The 13,936-nt window shown below is 67.7% G+C and carries 14 protein-coding genes; 10 read left to right on the top strand and 4 right to left on the bottom strand.

Annotation, left to right across the window (positions count from 1 at the left end):
* Positions 1 to 10: 10 nt before the first annotated feature.
* The 3 genes from ABDZ81_RS05970 (at position 11) to ABDZ81_RS05960 (ending at position 1,498) form a co-directional block, all read left to right on the top strand.
* On the top strand, positions 11 to 592 hold the full coding sequence (locus ABDZ81_RS05970) for a class I SAM-dependent methyltransferase (RefSeq protein WP_343772984.1): 582 nt from the start codon (positions 11 to 13) through the stop codon (positions 590 to 592).
* 122 nt (positions 593 to 714) lie between these two features.
* Positions 715 to 1,038, top strand: coding sequence for an ABC transporter permease (locus ABDZ81_RS05965; protein ID WP_343772983.1), 324 nt, complete (start codon positions 715 to 717; stop codon positions 1,036 to 1,038).
* 49 nt (positions 1,039 to 1,087) lie between these two features.
* The gene (locus tag ABDZ81_RS05960) at positions 1,088 to 1,498 is read left to right on the top strand and encodes a GNAT family N-acetyltransferase (RefSeq protein ID WP_343772982.1); all 411 of its coding nucleotides are present in this window, start codon (positions 1,088 to 1,090) and stop codon (positions 1,496 to 1,498) included.
* A gap of 6 nt (positions 1,499 to 1,504) precedes the next feature.
* On the opposite strand, the gene ABDZ81_RS05955 is transcribed toward ABDZ81_RS05960, so the two are convergent.
* On the bottom strand, positions 1,505 to 3,496 hold the full coding sequence (locus tag ABDZ81_RS05955; RefSeq protein WP_343772980.1) for a DUF460 domain-containing protein: 1,992 nt from the start codon (positions 3,494 to 3,496) through the stop codon (positions 1,505 to 1,507).
* 423 nt (positions 3,497 to 3,919) lie between these two features.
* A complete protein-coding gene (gene rnz / locus ABDZ81_RS05950) occupies positions 3,920 to 4,849 on the bottom strand; it encodes a ribonuclease Z (RefSeq protein WP_343772979.1) in 930 nt (309 codons plus the stop codon).
* Positions 4,850 to 5,298: 449 nt separating this feature from the next.
* On the opposite strand from rnz, the gene ABDZ81_RS05945 reads away from it, so the two are divergent.
* The 3 genes from ABDZ81_RS05945 (at position 5,299) to ABDZ81_RS05935 (ending at position 9,456) form a co-directional block, all read left to right on the top strand.
* The gene (locus ABDZ81_RS05945; RefSeq protein ID WP_343772978.1) at positions 5,299 to 7,956 is read left to right on the top strand and encodes a DUF7282 domain-containing protein; all 2,658 of its coding nucleotides are present in this window, start codon (positions 5,299 to 5,301) and stop codon (positions 7,954 to 7,956) included.
* Between the two features lie 122 nt (positions 7,957 to 8,078).
* Complete coding sequence (locus tag ABDZ81_RS05940; protein WP_343772977.1) at positions 8,079 to 9,083, top strand: AAA family ATPase; 1,005 nt, start codon at positions 8,079 to 8,081, stop codon at positions 9,081 to 9,083.
* A 4-nt stretch (positions 9,084 to 9,087) separates the two neighbouring features.
* A complete protein-coding gene (locus ABDZ81_RS05935) occupies positions 9,088 to 9,456 on the top strand; it encodes a hypothetical protein (RefSeq protein ID WP_343772976.1) in 369 nt (122 codons plus the stop codon).
* A gap of 3 nt (positions 9,457 to 9,459) precedes the next feature.
* Here ABDZ81_RS05935 and ABDZ81_RS05930 read toward each other — a convergent pair whose 3' ends face one another.
* Entirely contained in the window at positions 9,460 to 10,578 is a 1,119-nt protein-coding gene (locus ABDZ81_RS05930) for a methyltransferase domain-containing protein (protein ID WP_343772975.1), read from the bottom strand.
* Positions 10,579 to 10,896: 318 nt separating this feature from the next.
* On the opposite strand from ABDZ81_RS05930, the gene ABDZ81_RS05925 reads away from it, so the two are divergent.
* The 4 genes from ABDZ81_RS05925 to ABDZ81_RS05910 all read left to right on the top strand — a co-directional run bounded on the left by ABDZ81_RS05925 (position 10,897) and on the right by ABDZ81_RS05910 (position 13,036).
* On the top strand, positions 10,897 to 11,457 hold the full coding sequence (locus ABDZ81_RS05925) for a TATA-box-binding protein (protein ID WP_256391565.1): 561 nt from the start codon (positions 10,897 to 10,899) through the stop codon (positions 11,455 to 11,457).
* A gap of 96 nt (positions 11,458 to 11,553) precedes the next feature.
* A complete protein-coding gene (locus tag ABDZ81_RS05920; RefSeq protein WP_343772974.1) occupies positions 11,554 to 11,922 on the top strand; it encodes a DUF7473 family protein in 369 nt (122 codons plus the stop codon).
* Positions 11,923 to 11,971: 49 nt separating this feature from the next.
* Positions 11,972 to 12,712 carry a bacterio-opsin activator domain-containing protein gene (locus tag ABDZ81_RS05915; protein WP_343772973.1) on the top strand — a complete coding sequence of 247 codons (741 nt, stop codon included), beginning with the start codon at positions 11,972 to 11,974 and terminating at the stop codon, positions 12,710 to 12,712.
* 48 nt (positions 12,713 to 12,760) lie between these two features.
* On the top strand, positions 12,761 to 13,036 hold the full coding sequence (locus ABDZ81_RS05910; protein WP_343772972.1) for a HalOD1 output domain-containing protein: 276 nt from the start codon (positions 12,761 to 12,763) through the stop codon (positions 13,034 to 13,036).
* A gap of 33 nt (positions 13,037 to 13,069) precedes the next feature.
* Here ABDZ81_RS05910 and hisG read toward each other — a convergent pair whose 3' ends face one another.
* Positions 13,070 to 13,924, bottom strand: a complete 855-nt coding sequence (hisG, locus tag ABDZ81_RS05905) for an ATP phosphoribosyltransferase (RefSeq protein WP_343772971.1) — start codon at positions 13,922 to 13,924, stop codon at positions 13,070 to 13,072.
* Positions 13,925 to 13,936: the final 12 nt, after the last annotated feature.

The raw sequence follows: 13,936 nt of genomic DNA, 5'->3' as shown, positions 1-13,936 counted from the left end.
AGGAATTGCCATGGACGAGGTGCGCCGAACGCTCGACGCCTACGAGTCCGACGCCGACGCGTACGTCGAGAAGTATCTCGACGCGTCGGTCGCCGCCCGGTACGGCGACGCGTTCTTCGACGAACTCGACGGCGACCGGATCCTCGACGTCGGCTGCGGCCCCGGTCCCGACCTCGAAACGTTCGCGGAACGCGGCTACGACGCGACGGGACTGGACCTGACGCCGGCGTTTCTCGGAGCCGCGCGCGATCAGGTTCCCGACGCCGCGCTCGCTCGCGCCGACATGCGTCGGCTCCCCTTCGAGGCGGGGTCGTTCGACGGCGTCTGGAGCAGCGCCTCGTTGCTTCACGTTCCCCGCGCAGACGCGGCGGCGGCCCTCCGTGAATTCCGGCGGGTGCTGGATAGGGACGGCGTCGCCTTCGTCTCGGTAAAGCGCGGGGAAACTCCCGGTTCCGATCCGAACGGCAGGCACTTCGAGTACTACCGCGAGCGGGAGCTCCGCGAGCTGCTCGCCGACGCCGGACTCGATCCCGTGCGGATCGAGACTGAGCGGAACTGGGTGAGCGCCGTCGTCGAGAAAACGTCGATATAGGCCGCATCGACGTCAGTATCGACTGGACTGATGCGCTCACGACAGATTTCGGGGGGCTGCAGCCTATCGTTCAGATACGATAGCCGATAATTTATTGAACTCGGAGTTGATTTGGTTTCCTAATGCTGACGTCCTACCAGCGGAAGCTCCTTCGAGATTCGAACTTCAGGCGGTTCGCAGTCGAATCCCTCCTCGTGATGCTCGTTGCGGTCGCGGTCTTCCAGCTTCTGATCGCGCCGGAGCTTCGGTCGCTGTTCCCGGAGCTGTTCCCGCGGTCGATCGAGAAAGGGACAGGCCGGGAACCACCCGAGACGCGACTCGGATGGTTCCAGCTCACGGCGTTGGTCGGGATCTACGTCCCGTTTTTCTACTATCGGCTCCGCCACACCGACCTCGGGGCGGCGGTGCGCGCCGTAGGTCCCGACGGGACAGAGCGCCTGAACTGACGCCGCGCCGAGATCCACCTTTATTTTCGACCAGCCACTCTGCGATCGCATGGAGATCCGCGAACTCGACGCCGAGCGAGAGCGCCGCGACGCCGTCCCGATCCTCCGCCAGCTGTGGAGCGACGCCGATCCCGAGGAGATCGTCGCGTGGACCGGCGCGGACGAATACCACCTGTTCGGACGCTTCGACGGCGAGGACCTCGCCGGTGTCGCCGGCGTCCAGCTCGGCAACCACCTCCACCACGCCCGGATCGCGTGGCTCTACGATCTCGTGGTCGACGACCCCCGCCGGGGCGAGGGTCACGGTACCGCGCTACTGGAGCACGTCGAGGCGTGGGCCGCCGAACGGAACTGCGAGTACGTCGCGCTGGCGAGCCCGCTCGACGAGGGGGCGGTTCACGAGTATTACGAGAGCCGCGAGTACGAGAAGTGGGGCTACGTTATCGAGAAGGAACTCTGAACGGGATCAGAGGCCGGACGCCCCGGCCTCGTCGTCGCGCACCCGGTGCTCGCTGATGATCTGGTCGACCATCTCGGCGTTCTGCTCCTTGCGTCGTTCCTCGGCCCTGTCGTGCCAGTCCTCGATCACGGCCTCGACATCCGTTTCCCGTGCGACCGCGAGCTCGTCGACCTCCTGCATCCGGACGTCCGCGGCGGGGCCGACCGGGATTTCGTGCTCGAAGAGGATCTCGTCGGCGACGTCGGAGAGGTCGCCACCGGCCTTGAGCACGACGCGGGGATCGACGTCGACGAGGCGCTCGGCGGTCGAGCGCCCGGCGCCGCTGGCGTCCCGGAGGAAGATCACGTCGTCCTCGGCGAGCCCGTAGCTCTCGTGGGCGTCTTCGAGGGCGTTCGCGGTGAACTTCTCGACGGGCTTGATCGGAATCAGATCCTTCTTCTTCGCGGAGACGTCCGCGAAGTTCGAGTGGTCGAGCTTCCAGAGCTCTTTCAGGCGGTCGAGCTTGTCCTCTAGGGCTTCGTTGTCCTCCTCCAACTCTTCGATCTCCCGCTGCAGGCGCTCGTTCTTGCGCTGGAGCCGAGTCACCTCGCGGCGCTCGCGGGCCTCGCGGCGCTCCTCGCGGCGGGCCTCCGAGAGCTCGCCCTCCAGTTCCTCGATGCGCTCGTCTTTCTCGTCGACTGTGTCCTCCAGCCGATCGACGTGGGATTCGAGGCGCTCGACCTGCCGTTCGAGATCCCGAATCCGCTTTTCCTCGTCGGTGAGCTCGCGGGGACTGTGCTCGGTCTCCTCTGTCTCCTCCTCGTCGGGCTCGGTGAGGTCCTCCAGCACCGTCTCGACGGACTCCTCGCCGGCGACGACGCGGGCGGTGACCTCGCCCCGGTCGAACTCCGGGGGCACCTTGCGGGCGATCCGGCGGAACTGATCCTCGCGCTCGTCGAACGCCGACAGCGCGGCGGCCATGGCGTCGCGCTCGTGGTCGTTGTCGTACCCCTCCTCGCGGGTGCGGTGCTGCTTGGTGTCGACCGGCAGGTCCGAGGTCGGCGTCCACGGCGCGGCGTCGAAGCTGCGGCGGATCTTCTCGACGGTCTCGGGCATCGGCGTCACGTCGGCGGCGACGAGGATCGGCCGCCCGCGCTCGACGATCCACTCGATCACGGCGGCGGTGTCGGCGGTCCGCGTCGAGAGCACGTCCAGCACCTCGCCGTCGAGCCCGACGACGGCGACGGCGGTCGTCGTCCCGGGGTCGATCCCCACGAGCACGTGGTCCCGGCGCTTCACGAGCGGGTGGAACTCGATGCCGTCGCGGCGCTCGCGCTCGATCTCGATCCGCACGTCGCCCGAGCGCTCGCGGCCGACGGGGATGTCCTCGGGTCGTCCCGATACCCGAAAAATTGCGTTGCTGAACCCGCCGTACTTCTCGGTGACGTCTTTCTCGTACTCGAGTGCGGCGTCGTCGAGTTCGCTCTCGACCTCCCGCGAGCGACGCTTGACCGCGCCGTGGATCTTGCGCGTGTAGCGGTCCTCGCTCCATCCGCCCTTTCCGGTCGAACGCCCCCGGGCGACTTTGACCTCGGTCGTGTCGGTGAACGCCGAGACCTCGTAGCCCACGTTCCGGGCCGCGAGTCGCGCGGCGGCCTCGGCTTCCTGCATCGGGTCCTTGCCGTAGGGGACGCCGTGGCGCTTGGCGACCCGCGAGAGCGGCTCGGGCTGCTCGTCGCCGGTCACCTGCACGAGCCGGGTGCCGTCGGGCAGGTCGCCCAAAAGCGCGATCAGGGCGTCCTTGTTCTCCGCGAGCTCGTACATGTTGTCGGTGGCGACCATCGCGGGTTCCCGGTCCGCGATCAGCCGGCGGAGCTTGCGGTAGCTGACGACGTCCCGCTCGATCGACTCGCCGTCGAAGACGCACAGCGCGTAGGAGGGCGCGTCGCCCCGCACGTCGCCGCTCTGGACGTCGACGCCGAACACGACCGCGTCGAGGGCGCTCGTTCGGTGGCTCACGACCCCGTGTAGGGAATCACCACGAATAAATCCACGGCGGGCGCGAGTGGTAGTTCAACCGCTGGATCAGCGGGCGTCGCGATGGGCGGCCTCGCTGGTCTCATACAACTGCCGGCAGTCTCGGAAACTCGGTCTGGTCGGTGCGGACGTCGTTGGTGGGACGATGATCATCAGTGGCGTCGGAGCGATGTAAAACGGGGAACGCATCCCTGATTTTTAGTAATGCAATCCGAAATAATCCTCCGGGAATGGAAATGAATGCGTCGTTCGCCGTGGCCGCCATTGTCGGACTGGCAATGGTAGTAGTCGGGATGATCACTCTCACTCGACAACACGTTCCGCAGATCGCATATCTGTTGCCAGTGTTGTTGCTATTTGTCTCCGTGATGATACTGTACTTTGCGGTTGAAAAATAGCAATCGGTCACCCTCCGTCGGGGTAGGGCACCTCGACGGTCCGGCCGTCGTCGGGCGCGAACACGTCGCCGTCGAACGCCTCGCGGGCCTCCCGCAGGTGGGCGCCGACGTCGCCGGTGTATCGCGAGGAGACGTGCAGCAGCGCGAGCCGGCTGACGTCGGCACGGTCGGCGATTTCGGCGGCCTCGCGCGCCGTCGCGTGACCGGTTTTCCGGGCGCGGTCCGCCCGGTCGTCGGCGAACGTGGCGTCGTGGATCAGCAGGTCGGCGCCGTCTGCGACCACGACGGTGCGATCGATCGGGCGCGTGTCGCCGGTGTAGACGAGTTTCCGGCCCGGCCGCGGCGATCCGACGACCTGCTCGGGATCGATCACGGTGCCGTCGTCCAGTTCGACCGACTCGCCCTCGTGGAGCCGCGAGAACTTCGGCCCGACGGGGACGCCCAGCTCCTCCGCTTTCTCGCGATCGAACCGGCCCTTGCGGTCGTCCTCGACGAGCGCGTAGCCGACGGCGCTGGTGCGGTGTTCGACCTCGAACGCCCGCACTTCGTAGTCGTCGCGGCGCAGCGCGACCGTTCCGTCCCGGACTTCGTTGATCCGCAGCGGGAACGTGGGTCGGGCGCCGGCGGCGTCGACGAACGCCCGGAGCTCGCCCTTCTTGCCCGGCGGGACGTGGATCGTCAGCGCGTCCTCGCGGTCGTTGAAATCGAGCGTGTCGAGCAGTCCGGGGATGCCGTAGACGTGATCGCCGTGGGTGTGCGTGACGAAGAGATGGGAGACGCCGAAACCGGTGCCGAAGCGCATCATCTGGCGCTGAGTTCCCTCGGCGCAGTCGAACAGCAGCTGGTCGCCCTCGCGGTTGACCGCGATCGCGGGCGGGTTACGCTCGGTCGTCGGCACGGCCCCGCCGGTTCCGAGGAACGTCGCGCGCAGCGTCATCTGCTCGCAACTGGTCGGCCGACGGGTAAACCGGCTTCGGATCGGCGGCTCTCCCCGGTAGCGGGTCGCACGATCTGTCGGCGTCCCTCGCGTCGGCGTCGCGCGGCCGGACGGTGGCGGCTCTCGACCGCGCATCGGCGTCGTGCGACCGATAACGTCGAGTTACCGGTCGTTACTGGGGCGAACGGCGCGCCGCCGTGCGAACTTCGAAGTGCCTGTGGCTGAGCTTATCCGCGACTCGATCGGTAAACGGACCGTACTTACCGACCGACGAGAAGATCTTGGGTCAGCTTACCGACGAGTACGGAACTGGTACTCAGTGAACGATAGAGCCCGTTTATCCTCCTATTAGGCTTGCAAGAACACGTGCGGCGCCAGGGCCGTGCGTGACCCCGCGGTGCGTGACCCCGCGACTCGCTGCGGCACCGGCAGCCGCGCCCGTACAAACCATGAGACAACTGGACCGACAGACGATCAGCGCCCTCTTCGTCGCACTCGCACTCGTGCTCGCGATCGGCCCCGCGATGGGGCTGGCCGGCGCGAGCGTGCAGGCGAACGACGACGGGGCGGAGACAGCGGACGGCGGCGCACAGACTGCGATAGAGAACCACACGACAGACGGAACGACGAACCACACGGTAGAGACCCGACTGACGGCCGATCGGATCACGATCGACCGCATCTCGACCGACTACCTTACCATCGAGAACCTCACCATCGAGGGACTCAACGTGACGAGTACCGCCGTCGGCGCGATGTTCGGTGCATCGCCCGGCGACATGGAAGGTGTGACGGTCGAGGACGGGATGGATAACGAGACCGAGAACGGTCTGGACAACGAGACGGACGACGGAGTCGAGGATGACCTCGACAACGAGAGCGACGACGGCCTGAACGAAACGGACGACGAGGAAGAGGACGCCCAGCCAGAAGCGTCCGTGACGTTCGAGGACCAGGAGACCGACGGTAGCACGGTCACCGTCGACAGCGTCAACGTCTCCGAAGGCGGGTTCGTCACGATCCACGACAGCTCGCTGCTCGAAGGCGCGACGTTCGACAGCGTCGTCGGCTCCTCTGAATACCTCGAACCCGGCGAACACGAGGACGTCGAGGTGCAGCTGTACGACGAGGAGACGGTGCCGGGCGCCGAGTTCGACCAGGACGCTCTGGAGGACAACCAGACGTTGATCGCGATGCCCCACCTCGACACGAACGGCAACGAGTCCTACGACTTCCTCGAGACTGACGGCGAGGAAGACGGGCCGTACACCGAGGACGGGGAAGCCGTGGTCGACGACGCCGAGATCACGGTCGTCGACGACGAGGAGATGGACAACGAGACGGACGATGGCGCGATGGACAACGCGACCGACGACGACGCCGAAGAGATGGACAACGAGACCGGGATGGCGGGGGACGCCCCCGTGCCGGAGGGAGACTCCTACGAAGTGAGCACCCTCGAAGCCCCGGAGAACGCCACGGTCGGCGACCAGCTCACCGTCACCGCGGAGATCTCGAACCCGAACGACTTCGAGACCAACCAGTCCGTCGAGTTCCGTCTCGACGGTGACGTAGTCGAACGGCAGTTCCTCGTTCTCGACGGCGGTGAGAACGAAACCGTGACCTTCGAGATCGACACCGAAGGACTGGAAGCCGGCGATTACAACCACGGCGTTCTGACGTACGACTGCGGCGAGGTCGCGGACATCTCGCTCGAAGAAGCTGACGAGGAGGAAGACGACGAGGAAGAAGCTCCGGCTGACGACGGTGAAGACGAGGAGGACGAAGAGGACGCCGAACCGAACGCCACGGTGACGTTCGAGGACCAGGAGACCGACGGTAGCACGGTCACGGTCCAGAACGTCAACGTCTCGGAGGGCGGGTTCGTCACGATCCACGACAGCTCGCTGCTCGAGGGCGCGACGTTCGACAGCGTCGTCGGCAGCTCCGAGTACCTCGAGCCCGGCGAACACGAGGACGTCGAAGTACAGCTGTACGACGAAGAGACGGTGCCGGGCGCCGAGTTCGACCAGGACGCTCTGGAGGACAACCAGACGCTGATCGCGATGCCTCACCTCGACACGAACGACAACGAGTCCTACGACTTCCTCGAGACTGACGGCGAGGAAGACGGGCCGTACACCGAGGACGGGGAAGCCGTGGTCGACGACGCCGAGATCACGGTCGTCGACGAGGAAGCGGACGGTGAGGACGACGCGCCGGTTGACGAGGAAGAAGAGGACGACGGTGAGACGAACGCGACGCTCGACGTCGAGGACCAGAGCGGTGACGGTACGACGCTCGAGATCGGCCAAGCCACCGCCGGCGAGGACTTCTACGTCGTCGCCAACTACGACGGCGAAACCTCGGAAAGCCCGACGTTCAACGCCGTCGAGGAGCGCCTCGACTACACGCTGACGCTCGATCCGGCCATCGAGAGCGACACGACCGTCGAGGTCGCCATCCTCTCCGCGGAGGACGACGAGGAACTGACCAGCCAGGAGATCGAGTACGACGTCGAGGAGGAAGATGACGAGGCGGAGGCACCCACTGACGACGGTGAAGACGATGAAGAGGAGGCTCCGACCGAGGCTGCCGTGACGTTCGAGGACCAGGAGACCGACGGTAGCACGGTCACTGTCGACAGCGTCAGTCTTCCCGACGGTGGATTCGTGACGATTCACGACAGCTCACTGTTCGATGAGGTCGTCGTCGACAGCGTGGTCGGCACCTCCGAGTACCTCGAACCCGGCGAACACGAGGACGTCGAGGTCCAGCTGTACGACGAGGAGATGGTGCCGGGCGCCGAGTTCGATCAGGACGCCCTGGAGGAGGACCAGACGCTGATCGCGATGCCCCATCAGGACACCAACGACAACGAAACGTACGATTTCGTCGAAACCGACGGCGAGGAGGATGGTCCGTACACCGAGGATGATGTCCCCATCATCGACGACGCGGGAGTTACCGTAACTGACGGTGACGCGGACGCGATGGACGACGACGAAACCGACGGCGAGACGAACGAGACGGACGGGACGACCAACGAGACCGACGGCGACGCGACCGGCGTCGACGGCAACGAGACGGCGGCGCTGTTCGCCTGAAGCGGGCGATCGCCTCGTCACCTCGCGACGCGGAGAACGCACAGTTCGCGAACCGGGTCGCCGGGGCGGGCGACCGCCACCGACCGACCGATTCTTACTGACGGACGGCGTACGAGGGGGTAATGGAACCGCCGCTGTGGATCGACGAGCACGCGCCCGCCCTGGAGGATCTCCCCCAGGAGGACGTGCGCGACTACCTGACCGAGGGCGTCGACGAGCCGATCAACCTCGTGTTGCACGGTCCGCCGGGCAGCGGCAAGACCGCGGCGGTGCGCGCGCTGGCCGACGCCGCCCACGAGAACCCCGACAGCGACCTGATCGAGATCAACGTCGCCGACTTCTTCGATCGCACGAAGACCGAGATCAAGAACGACCCGCGGTTCGCCTCGTTCCTTGAGGGCAAGTCCGACATGGCCAAGCGGGACATGATCAACCACGTCCTCAAGGAGTCGGCGAGCTACGCGCCCGTCTCGGGCGAGTACAAGACGATCCTGCTGGACAACGCCGAGGCCGTCCGCGAGGACTTCCAGCAGGCGCTGCGCCGGGTGATGGAACAGCACCACAAGACGACCCAGTTCGTGCTGACGACGCGCCAGCCGACCAAGCTCATCCCGCCGATCCGGTCGCGCTGTTTCCCCGTGCCGGTCCGGGCGCCCTCTCACGAGGAGATCGTGTCCGTCCTCGAAGGCATCGCCGACGACGAGGACGCCGAGTACGACGCCGACGGTCTGGAGTACGTCGCGGGCTACGCGGCCGGCGACCTCCGGAAGGCGATTCTCGGGACACAGACGACCTACGAACAGGAGGGCGAGATCACGATGAACGCCGCCTACGAGACCCTCGGCGAGGTCGGCACCACGGATCGAATCGAGGAGATGCTCGACGACGCCGAGGCCGGGGAGTTCACCGACGCCCGGAAGACGCTCGACGACCTGCTCGTCGAGGAGGGCCTGGAGGGCGAGGAGGTCCTGCGCGACGTGCTCGCGGTCGCCCAGTCGCGCTACGACGATCGGGCGCAGGCCGAGCTCTACCGCGCGGCCGGCGAGGTCGATCTGGATCTCACCGAGGGAACCAACGACCGCCTGCACGTCTCGCACCTGCTCTCGCGGATCCCCGAGATCGCCTGAGACGATGCGATTGCTCCGCAACGTCTCCGTCTGGCTCGCGCTCGATCTCTGCGTCAAGTTCGTCGCGATGCCCGGCATCGGCGCCGTCACCGATTCGACGGCGCTGCCGGCGTACGCCAGTAGCGTCATCAGTCTGGCGCTGACGTACGGCGTCCTGCGGCGCTATCCTGATCTCGACGTCGGCGCGCTCGGGAACGCGGCCGCTCTCGCGATCTGTCTCGCGCTGGCGGGCCACGCCGCCGTCGCGCTGACCGTCGGCCGGACGCCGCTTCGCGAGGTCGGGATCGGCGTCGTCGCGCTCACCTTGGCGGCGGCGATCGCCCGCGATCGGTGGTTCGACGCCGACCCGTCCGCGCCCGACGCCGCAGCCTGATTCTCACTTCGGAACGTCGTCCGACCCGCGGTCGTCGCGTTCGAGCACGAGAATGTGCCGGTCCAGCGACCGGTGGACGCGCCGCTCGAACCGATTCTCGATCCGCCAGCCGGCCGCCCGCGCTTCGGCGTCCCACGGCCGATCGGCGACGACGACGGCTCTGGGAGCGATCCGGCGGGCCTCCGCGAGCGCCCCGGCGACCAGATCGGCGAGATCGAGGTTGGCGATCTTCGACTGCCGGCCGTACGGCGCGTCGAACACCACGGCGTCGGCGGCGTCGTCCGGCAGCGGGAGCTGCGTGGCGTCGCCCCGCGCCGTCCCGAACGCGGCGTCGGTCGGCAGCGCGTGGGCGAGGTTTCGCGCCGCGCCGCGGGCCATCTTCGCCTGCGCGTCGGTGCCGAGCACGTCCGCGCCGGCCAGCCCCGCCTCGATCAGGACGCCGCCGGTGCCACACATCGGATCGACGACGAGCGCGCCGGGGCGCGCACCGGCGAGGTTGGCCAACGCGCGCGCGAGCAGCGGGTCCATGCTGCCGGGCTGGAAGAATGGTCGATCGGTCGGCGCGCGCTCGCCGAAGTCGCGGCGGCTCTCTGCCGTCACCCAGCCCAGCGCGCAGACCGCCTCGCCGTCGACCGCGCGGTCGGCGATCGAAAGGTCGTCGCCGCGGCTGATCCCTCCAGTGGCGCCATCGGCGTCGCGCGGGTCGAGTTGCCCCTCGCGCTCCCAGGCGCTCGGGTCGGAAAACAGCGCGCGCAGCACGTGGTCGGGGTCGTCGAGGTCGACGTCGAAGCCGCGATCGACCAGCACGCCGCCGAGTTCGCGCTCGACGCGCTGGGTGTCGACGCCGGTCGAGCCCCGGACGTCCTCGGTGCGCACGGCGACCGACCCCTCGCGATCGACCGCTGCGGCCGAGAGCAACGCGCTTGCGCTCTCGACATCGGCGTCGGCCAGTCCGACGAGCTCGCTCGCGCGGCGGGCGTACGCCAGCGTCTCGACGCGCTCGCGCTCGACGGCGCCGGCGGTGGCGAGTCCCGGCGCGAGCAGTTCGACGCTCGCGGCCGCGCTCCTCGCTTCGCAGGCGGCGAACCGGTCGTCCTCGCCGCCCAGTTCCAGCAGGTACACGCGCCACAGTCGGCCGCGCGAACGTATGAAACGGCCGGTTCCTCGCACGCGCTCGCTCGGAGGACTGGACGGCCACCATCCGGCAAAAACGTCCGGGTGTGGTCGGATCGCCCCGCCCCGCGGCGTGGCCACCGACGCACCGATCGTCCCCTTTTTGTGGGTGTTGATGTCTCCCCGGAGGCGACCCGCAACCCATCGGAGCCCGGCGATTCCGCGGTTCGACGGCGGCGCGGAACGGTCCGATCGTTCCGCGTCAGCGACGTATCAGGCCGTGGCATGAACCTTTATAAGCCTTAAATACATCCTTTAAAACGTACTATGAGCGACCCCAAGGAAACTATCAATATCGAAAACGTCGTCGCCTCGACGGGGATCGGGCAGGAGCTCGACCTCCAGAGCGTCGCCATGGACCTCGAGGGCGCCGACTACGATCCCGAGCAGTTCCCCGGGCTCGTCTACCGCACGCAGGATCCCAAGTCGGCCGCGCTGATCTTCCGCTCGGGCAAGATCGTCTGCACGGGCGCGAAGTCGACCGACGACGTCCACCAGAGCCTTCGCATCGTCTTCGACAAGCTGCGCGACCTGGAGATCAACGTCAACGAGGACCCCGAGATCGTCGTCCAGAACATCGTCACCTCCGCGGACCTGGGTCACAACCTCAACCTGAACGCGATCGCGATCGGGCTGGGTCTGGAGAACATCGAGTACGAGCCCGAGCAGTTCCCCGGACTCGTCTACCGGCTCGACGACCCCGAAGTCGTCGCGCTGCTGTTCGGCTCCGGCAAGCTCGTCATCACGGGCGGCAAGAAGCCCGAAGACGCCGAGCACGCGGTCGACAAGATCGTCTCCCGGCTGGAAGATCTCGGCCTGCTGGAGTAACTCGGTCGATCCGCTTTCGGCACTCCCGACCCGTTCGGCGACAGTCGTCGCGCCCGGTATCAGCACGTACAAGTCCCGGCAGCCGAAGCCACAGGCATGGTCGGTCTCGCGCCCGCGCAGTCGGTCCCCCTCGGTTCGGTGCCGGCGGTGCTGGGCACGCTGTTGATCGCCGCCGTGTTCTACGGCGTCACCGCTCACGTCGCCGCCCGGTACGTGCTCGGCGACGTCGACTTCGAGCAGGGGCTGTTCGTCGGGATCGTGCCCGCGGCGATCCTCGTCGTCGGCGTCTGGCTGCTCGGCGAGGGGATCGGGCTGTACGTCGCCCTGATCGGCGCGCTCGTCGGCGATTTCGTCGCGATCGATCGCATCTACGACCCCGGCCTGAAGTGGTCGGTCGCCGTCACGCTCGTCCACTACGCGGTGAGCGTCCTGCTGGGGACCGCGGTCACGAGCCTCTTCGTCTGACCCGTCCGACACCCCTTACTTACTACGGATGCCGACGACGTTCGAACCGATGGCAGTGCCTTCGGCCGCGTCGGACGACGGCGTCGAACTCGTCTTCGAGATCCGCGACGAGAGATACCTCTTCACGACGCTCTCGGCGGAACTCGACTGCGAAGTCGTCGCCCGCCAGATCGTCCAGCGCTCCGACGGCGACCTGCTGGAGTTCTTCTCGGTCGCCGGCGCCGATCCCGAGGCGGTGACGGCGTTCGCGTCGGCGTTCCCCGGCGTCGAGCGCGCCCGGACGATCCCCCGCGCTGACGACGAACTGCTCGTGGAGGTGGTGCTCTCGGGGCCGTGTCTCGGCGCGGCGATCGCCGACGCCGGCGCCGTCGCGCGGGACGCCGTGGCCGTCGACGGCGTCGCGACGGTTTCGGTCGACGTGCCGCCGGGCGTCGCTCCCCGGTCGGTGTACGACGCGATCGAGGAGCGCCACGAGGTGACGAGACTGGTCTCGAAGCGCCAGCAGTCGACGACCGGGATCGTCCCGATCAGCGACGTCGACCGGCTGCTCGACCCGCTGACCGACAAGCAACTGCGCGCGCTGAAGGTCGCGCTCGCAGGGGGGTACTACGACTGGCCGCGCCAGAGCACCGCGAGCGAGTGCGCGGAGGCCCTGGGCGTCTCGCAGCCGACGTTCAGCCAGCACCTCCGGCGCGCCGAGTCGAAGCTCCTGACGGCCGTCTTCCAGACTGCGACGCGGGCGTCGGTCGACCGCGACGCGCGGCCCGACCCCGATCACCTATCCTCATAGGCGCGGGCGTTACCCGTCGTCCCGGTCTAGCGACCGATACCCTCCACGATGATCACGCACCCCTCCTCGACGGGCGACGGCGTCGACGATTCGGCGCGCCCCGCGCTCGCCGTCGTACGAACGATCGCGGCCGCCACCGGTCGTCCGACCCACGAGCTCGCCCCGCTGTACGACTCGATCGATCCCGACGCCCTGGACGCGCTCGGCGAGCACGCCCGCCGACGGTCGGCGTCGACCAGACTATCCTTCTCTCACGACGGCGTCGACGTCGAACTGCGCGTCTCGCCGACGGGCGAGCTCACCGTCGACGTCGATCCGGCGTAGACAGTCGGCCGCCGCCGCTCTGCGCGGGACGGACTACTCGACCAGCCGCTCGATCTCGGTGACGAGGATGTCGCTCGCGCCCGCCCGCTTGACGTCGTTGATCGTCTCGAACACGTCGCTCTCGTCGACGACGGCGTGGACGGCGACGAGAGCTTCGTCCCCGTCGGCGATGTCCATGACCGTCGGCCCGCCCATCCCCGGAATCACGTCGCGCACGTCGTCCAGACTGTCCTCGGGGACGTTCATCATCAGGTAGCGCTTCCCGTCGGCGGCCAGCACCGACTCCAGCGCCGTGGCGATCTGTTGAACTTTCTCGTCGTCGGCGACGTCCTCGCGGGCGAACAGGCGGACCGAGCTGTCGAGCACCTCGTCGATGATCGCCAGCCGGTTGACCTTCAGCGTCGTCCCCGTGCTGGTGATGTCGACGATGGCGTCGGCCATCTCGACGTGGGGCGTGAGCTCGGTCGCGCCCGTCACCTCGACGATCTCGGGGTCGACGCCCCGGTCCTCGAAGTACCGGCGCGTGATCGTCGGGAACTCGGTGGCGACCTTCTTGCCGGCCAGGTCCTCGACCGCCTCGATGTCGCCATCCTCGGGCGCCGCCAGCACGAGTCGGCACTGCCCGAAGCCGAGATCGAGCAGCTCGGTGACGTTGTCCGGCTCGGCTTCCGAGATCTGGTCGTGGCCGGTGATGCCGACGTCGGCGGCGCCGTCGCTGACGTACTCGGGGATGTCCGCGGCCCGCGCGAACAGCAGCGTCACGTCGGGGTCGACGGTGTCGGCGTACAGCTTCCGGTCGGCGCCGTCGACGACGGGCAGCCCGGCGCGCTCCAGCAGGTCCAGCGTGGGGTCGTGCAGGCGACCCTTGTTGGGGACGGCGATTCGCATTTGCCGGTGATT

It is taken from the genome of Natronoarchaeum mannanilyticum (assembly GCF_039522665.1).
Lineage (GTDB): Archaea > Halobacteriota > Halobacteria > Halobacteriales > Natronoarchaeaceae > Natronoarchaeum > Natronoarchaeum mannanilyticum.
This window is presented reverse-complemented; position numbering and strand designations above follow the sequence as displayed.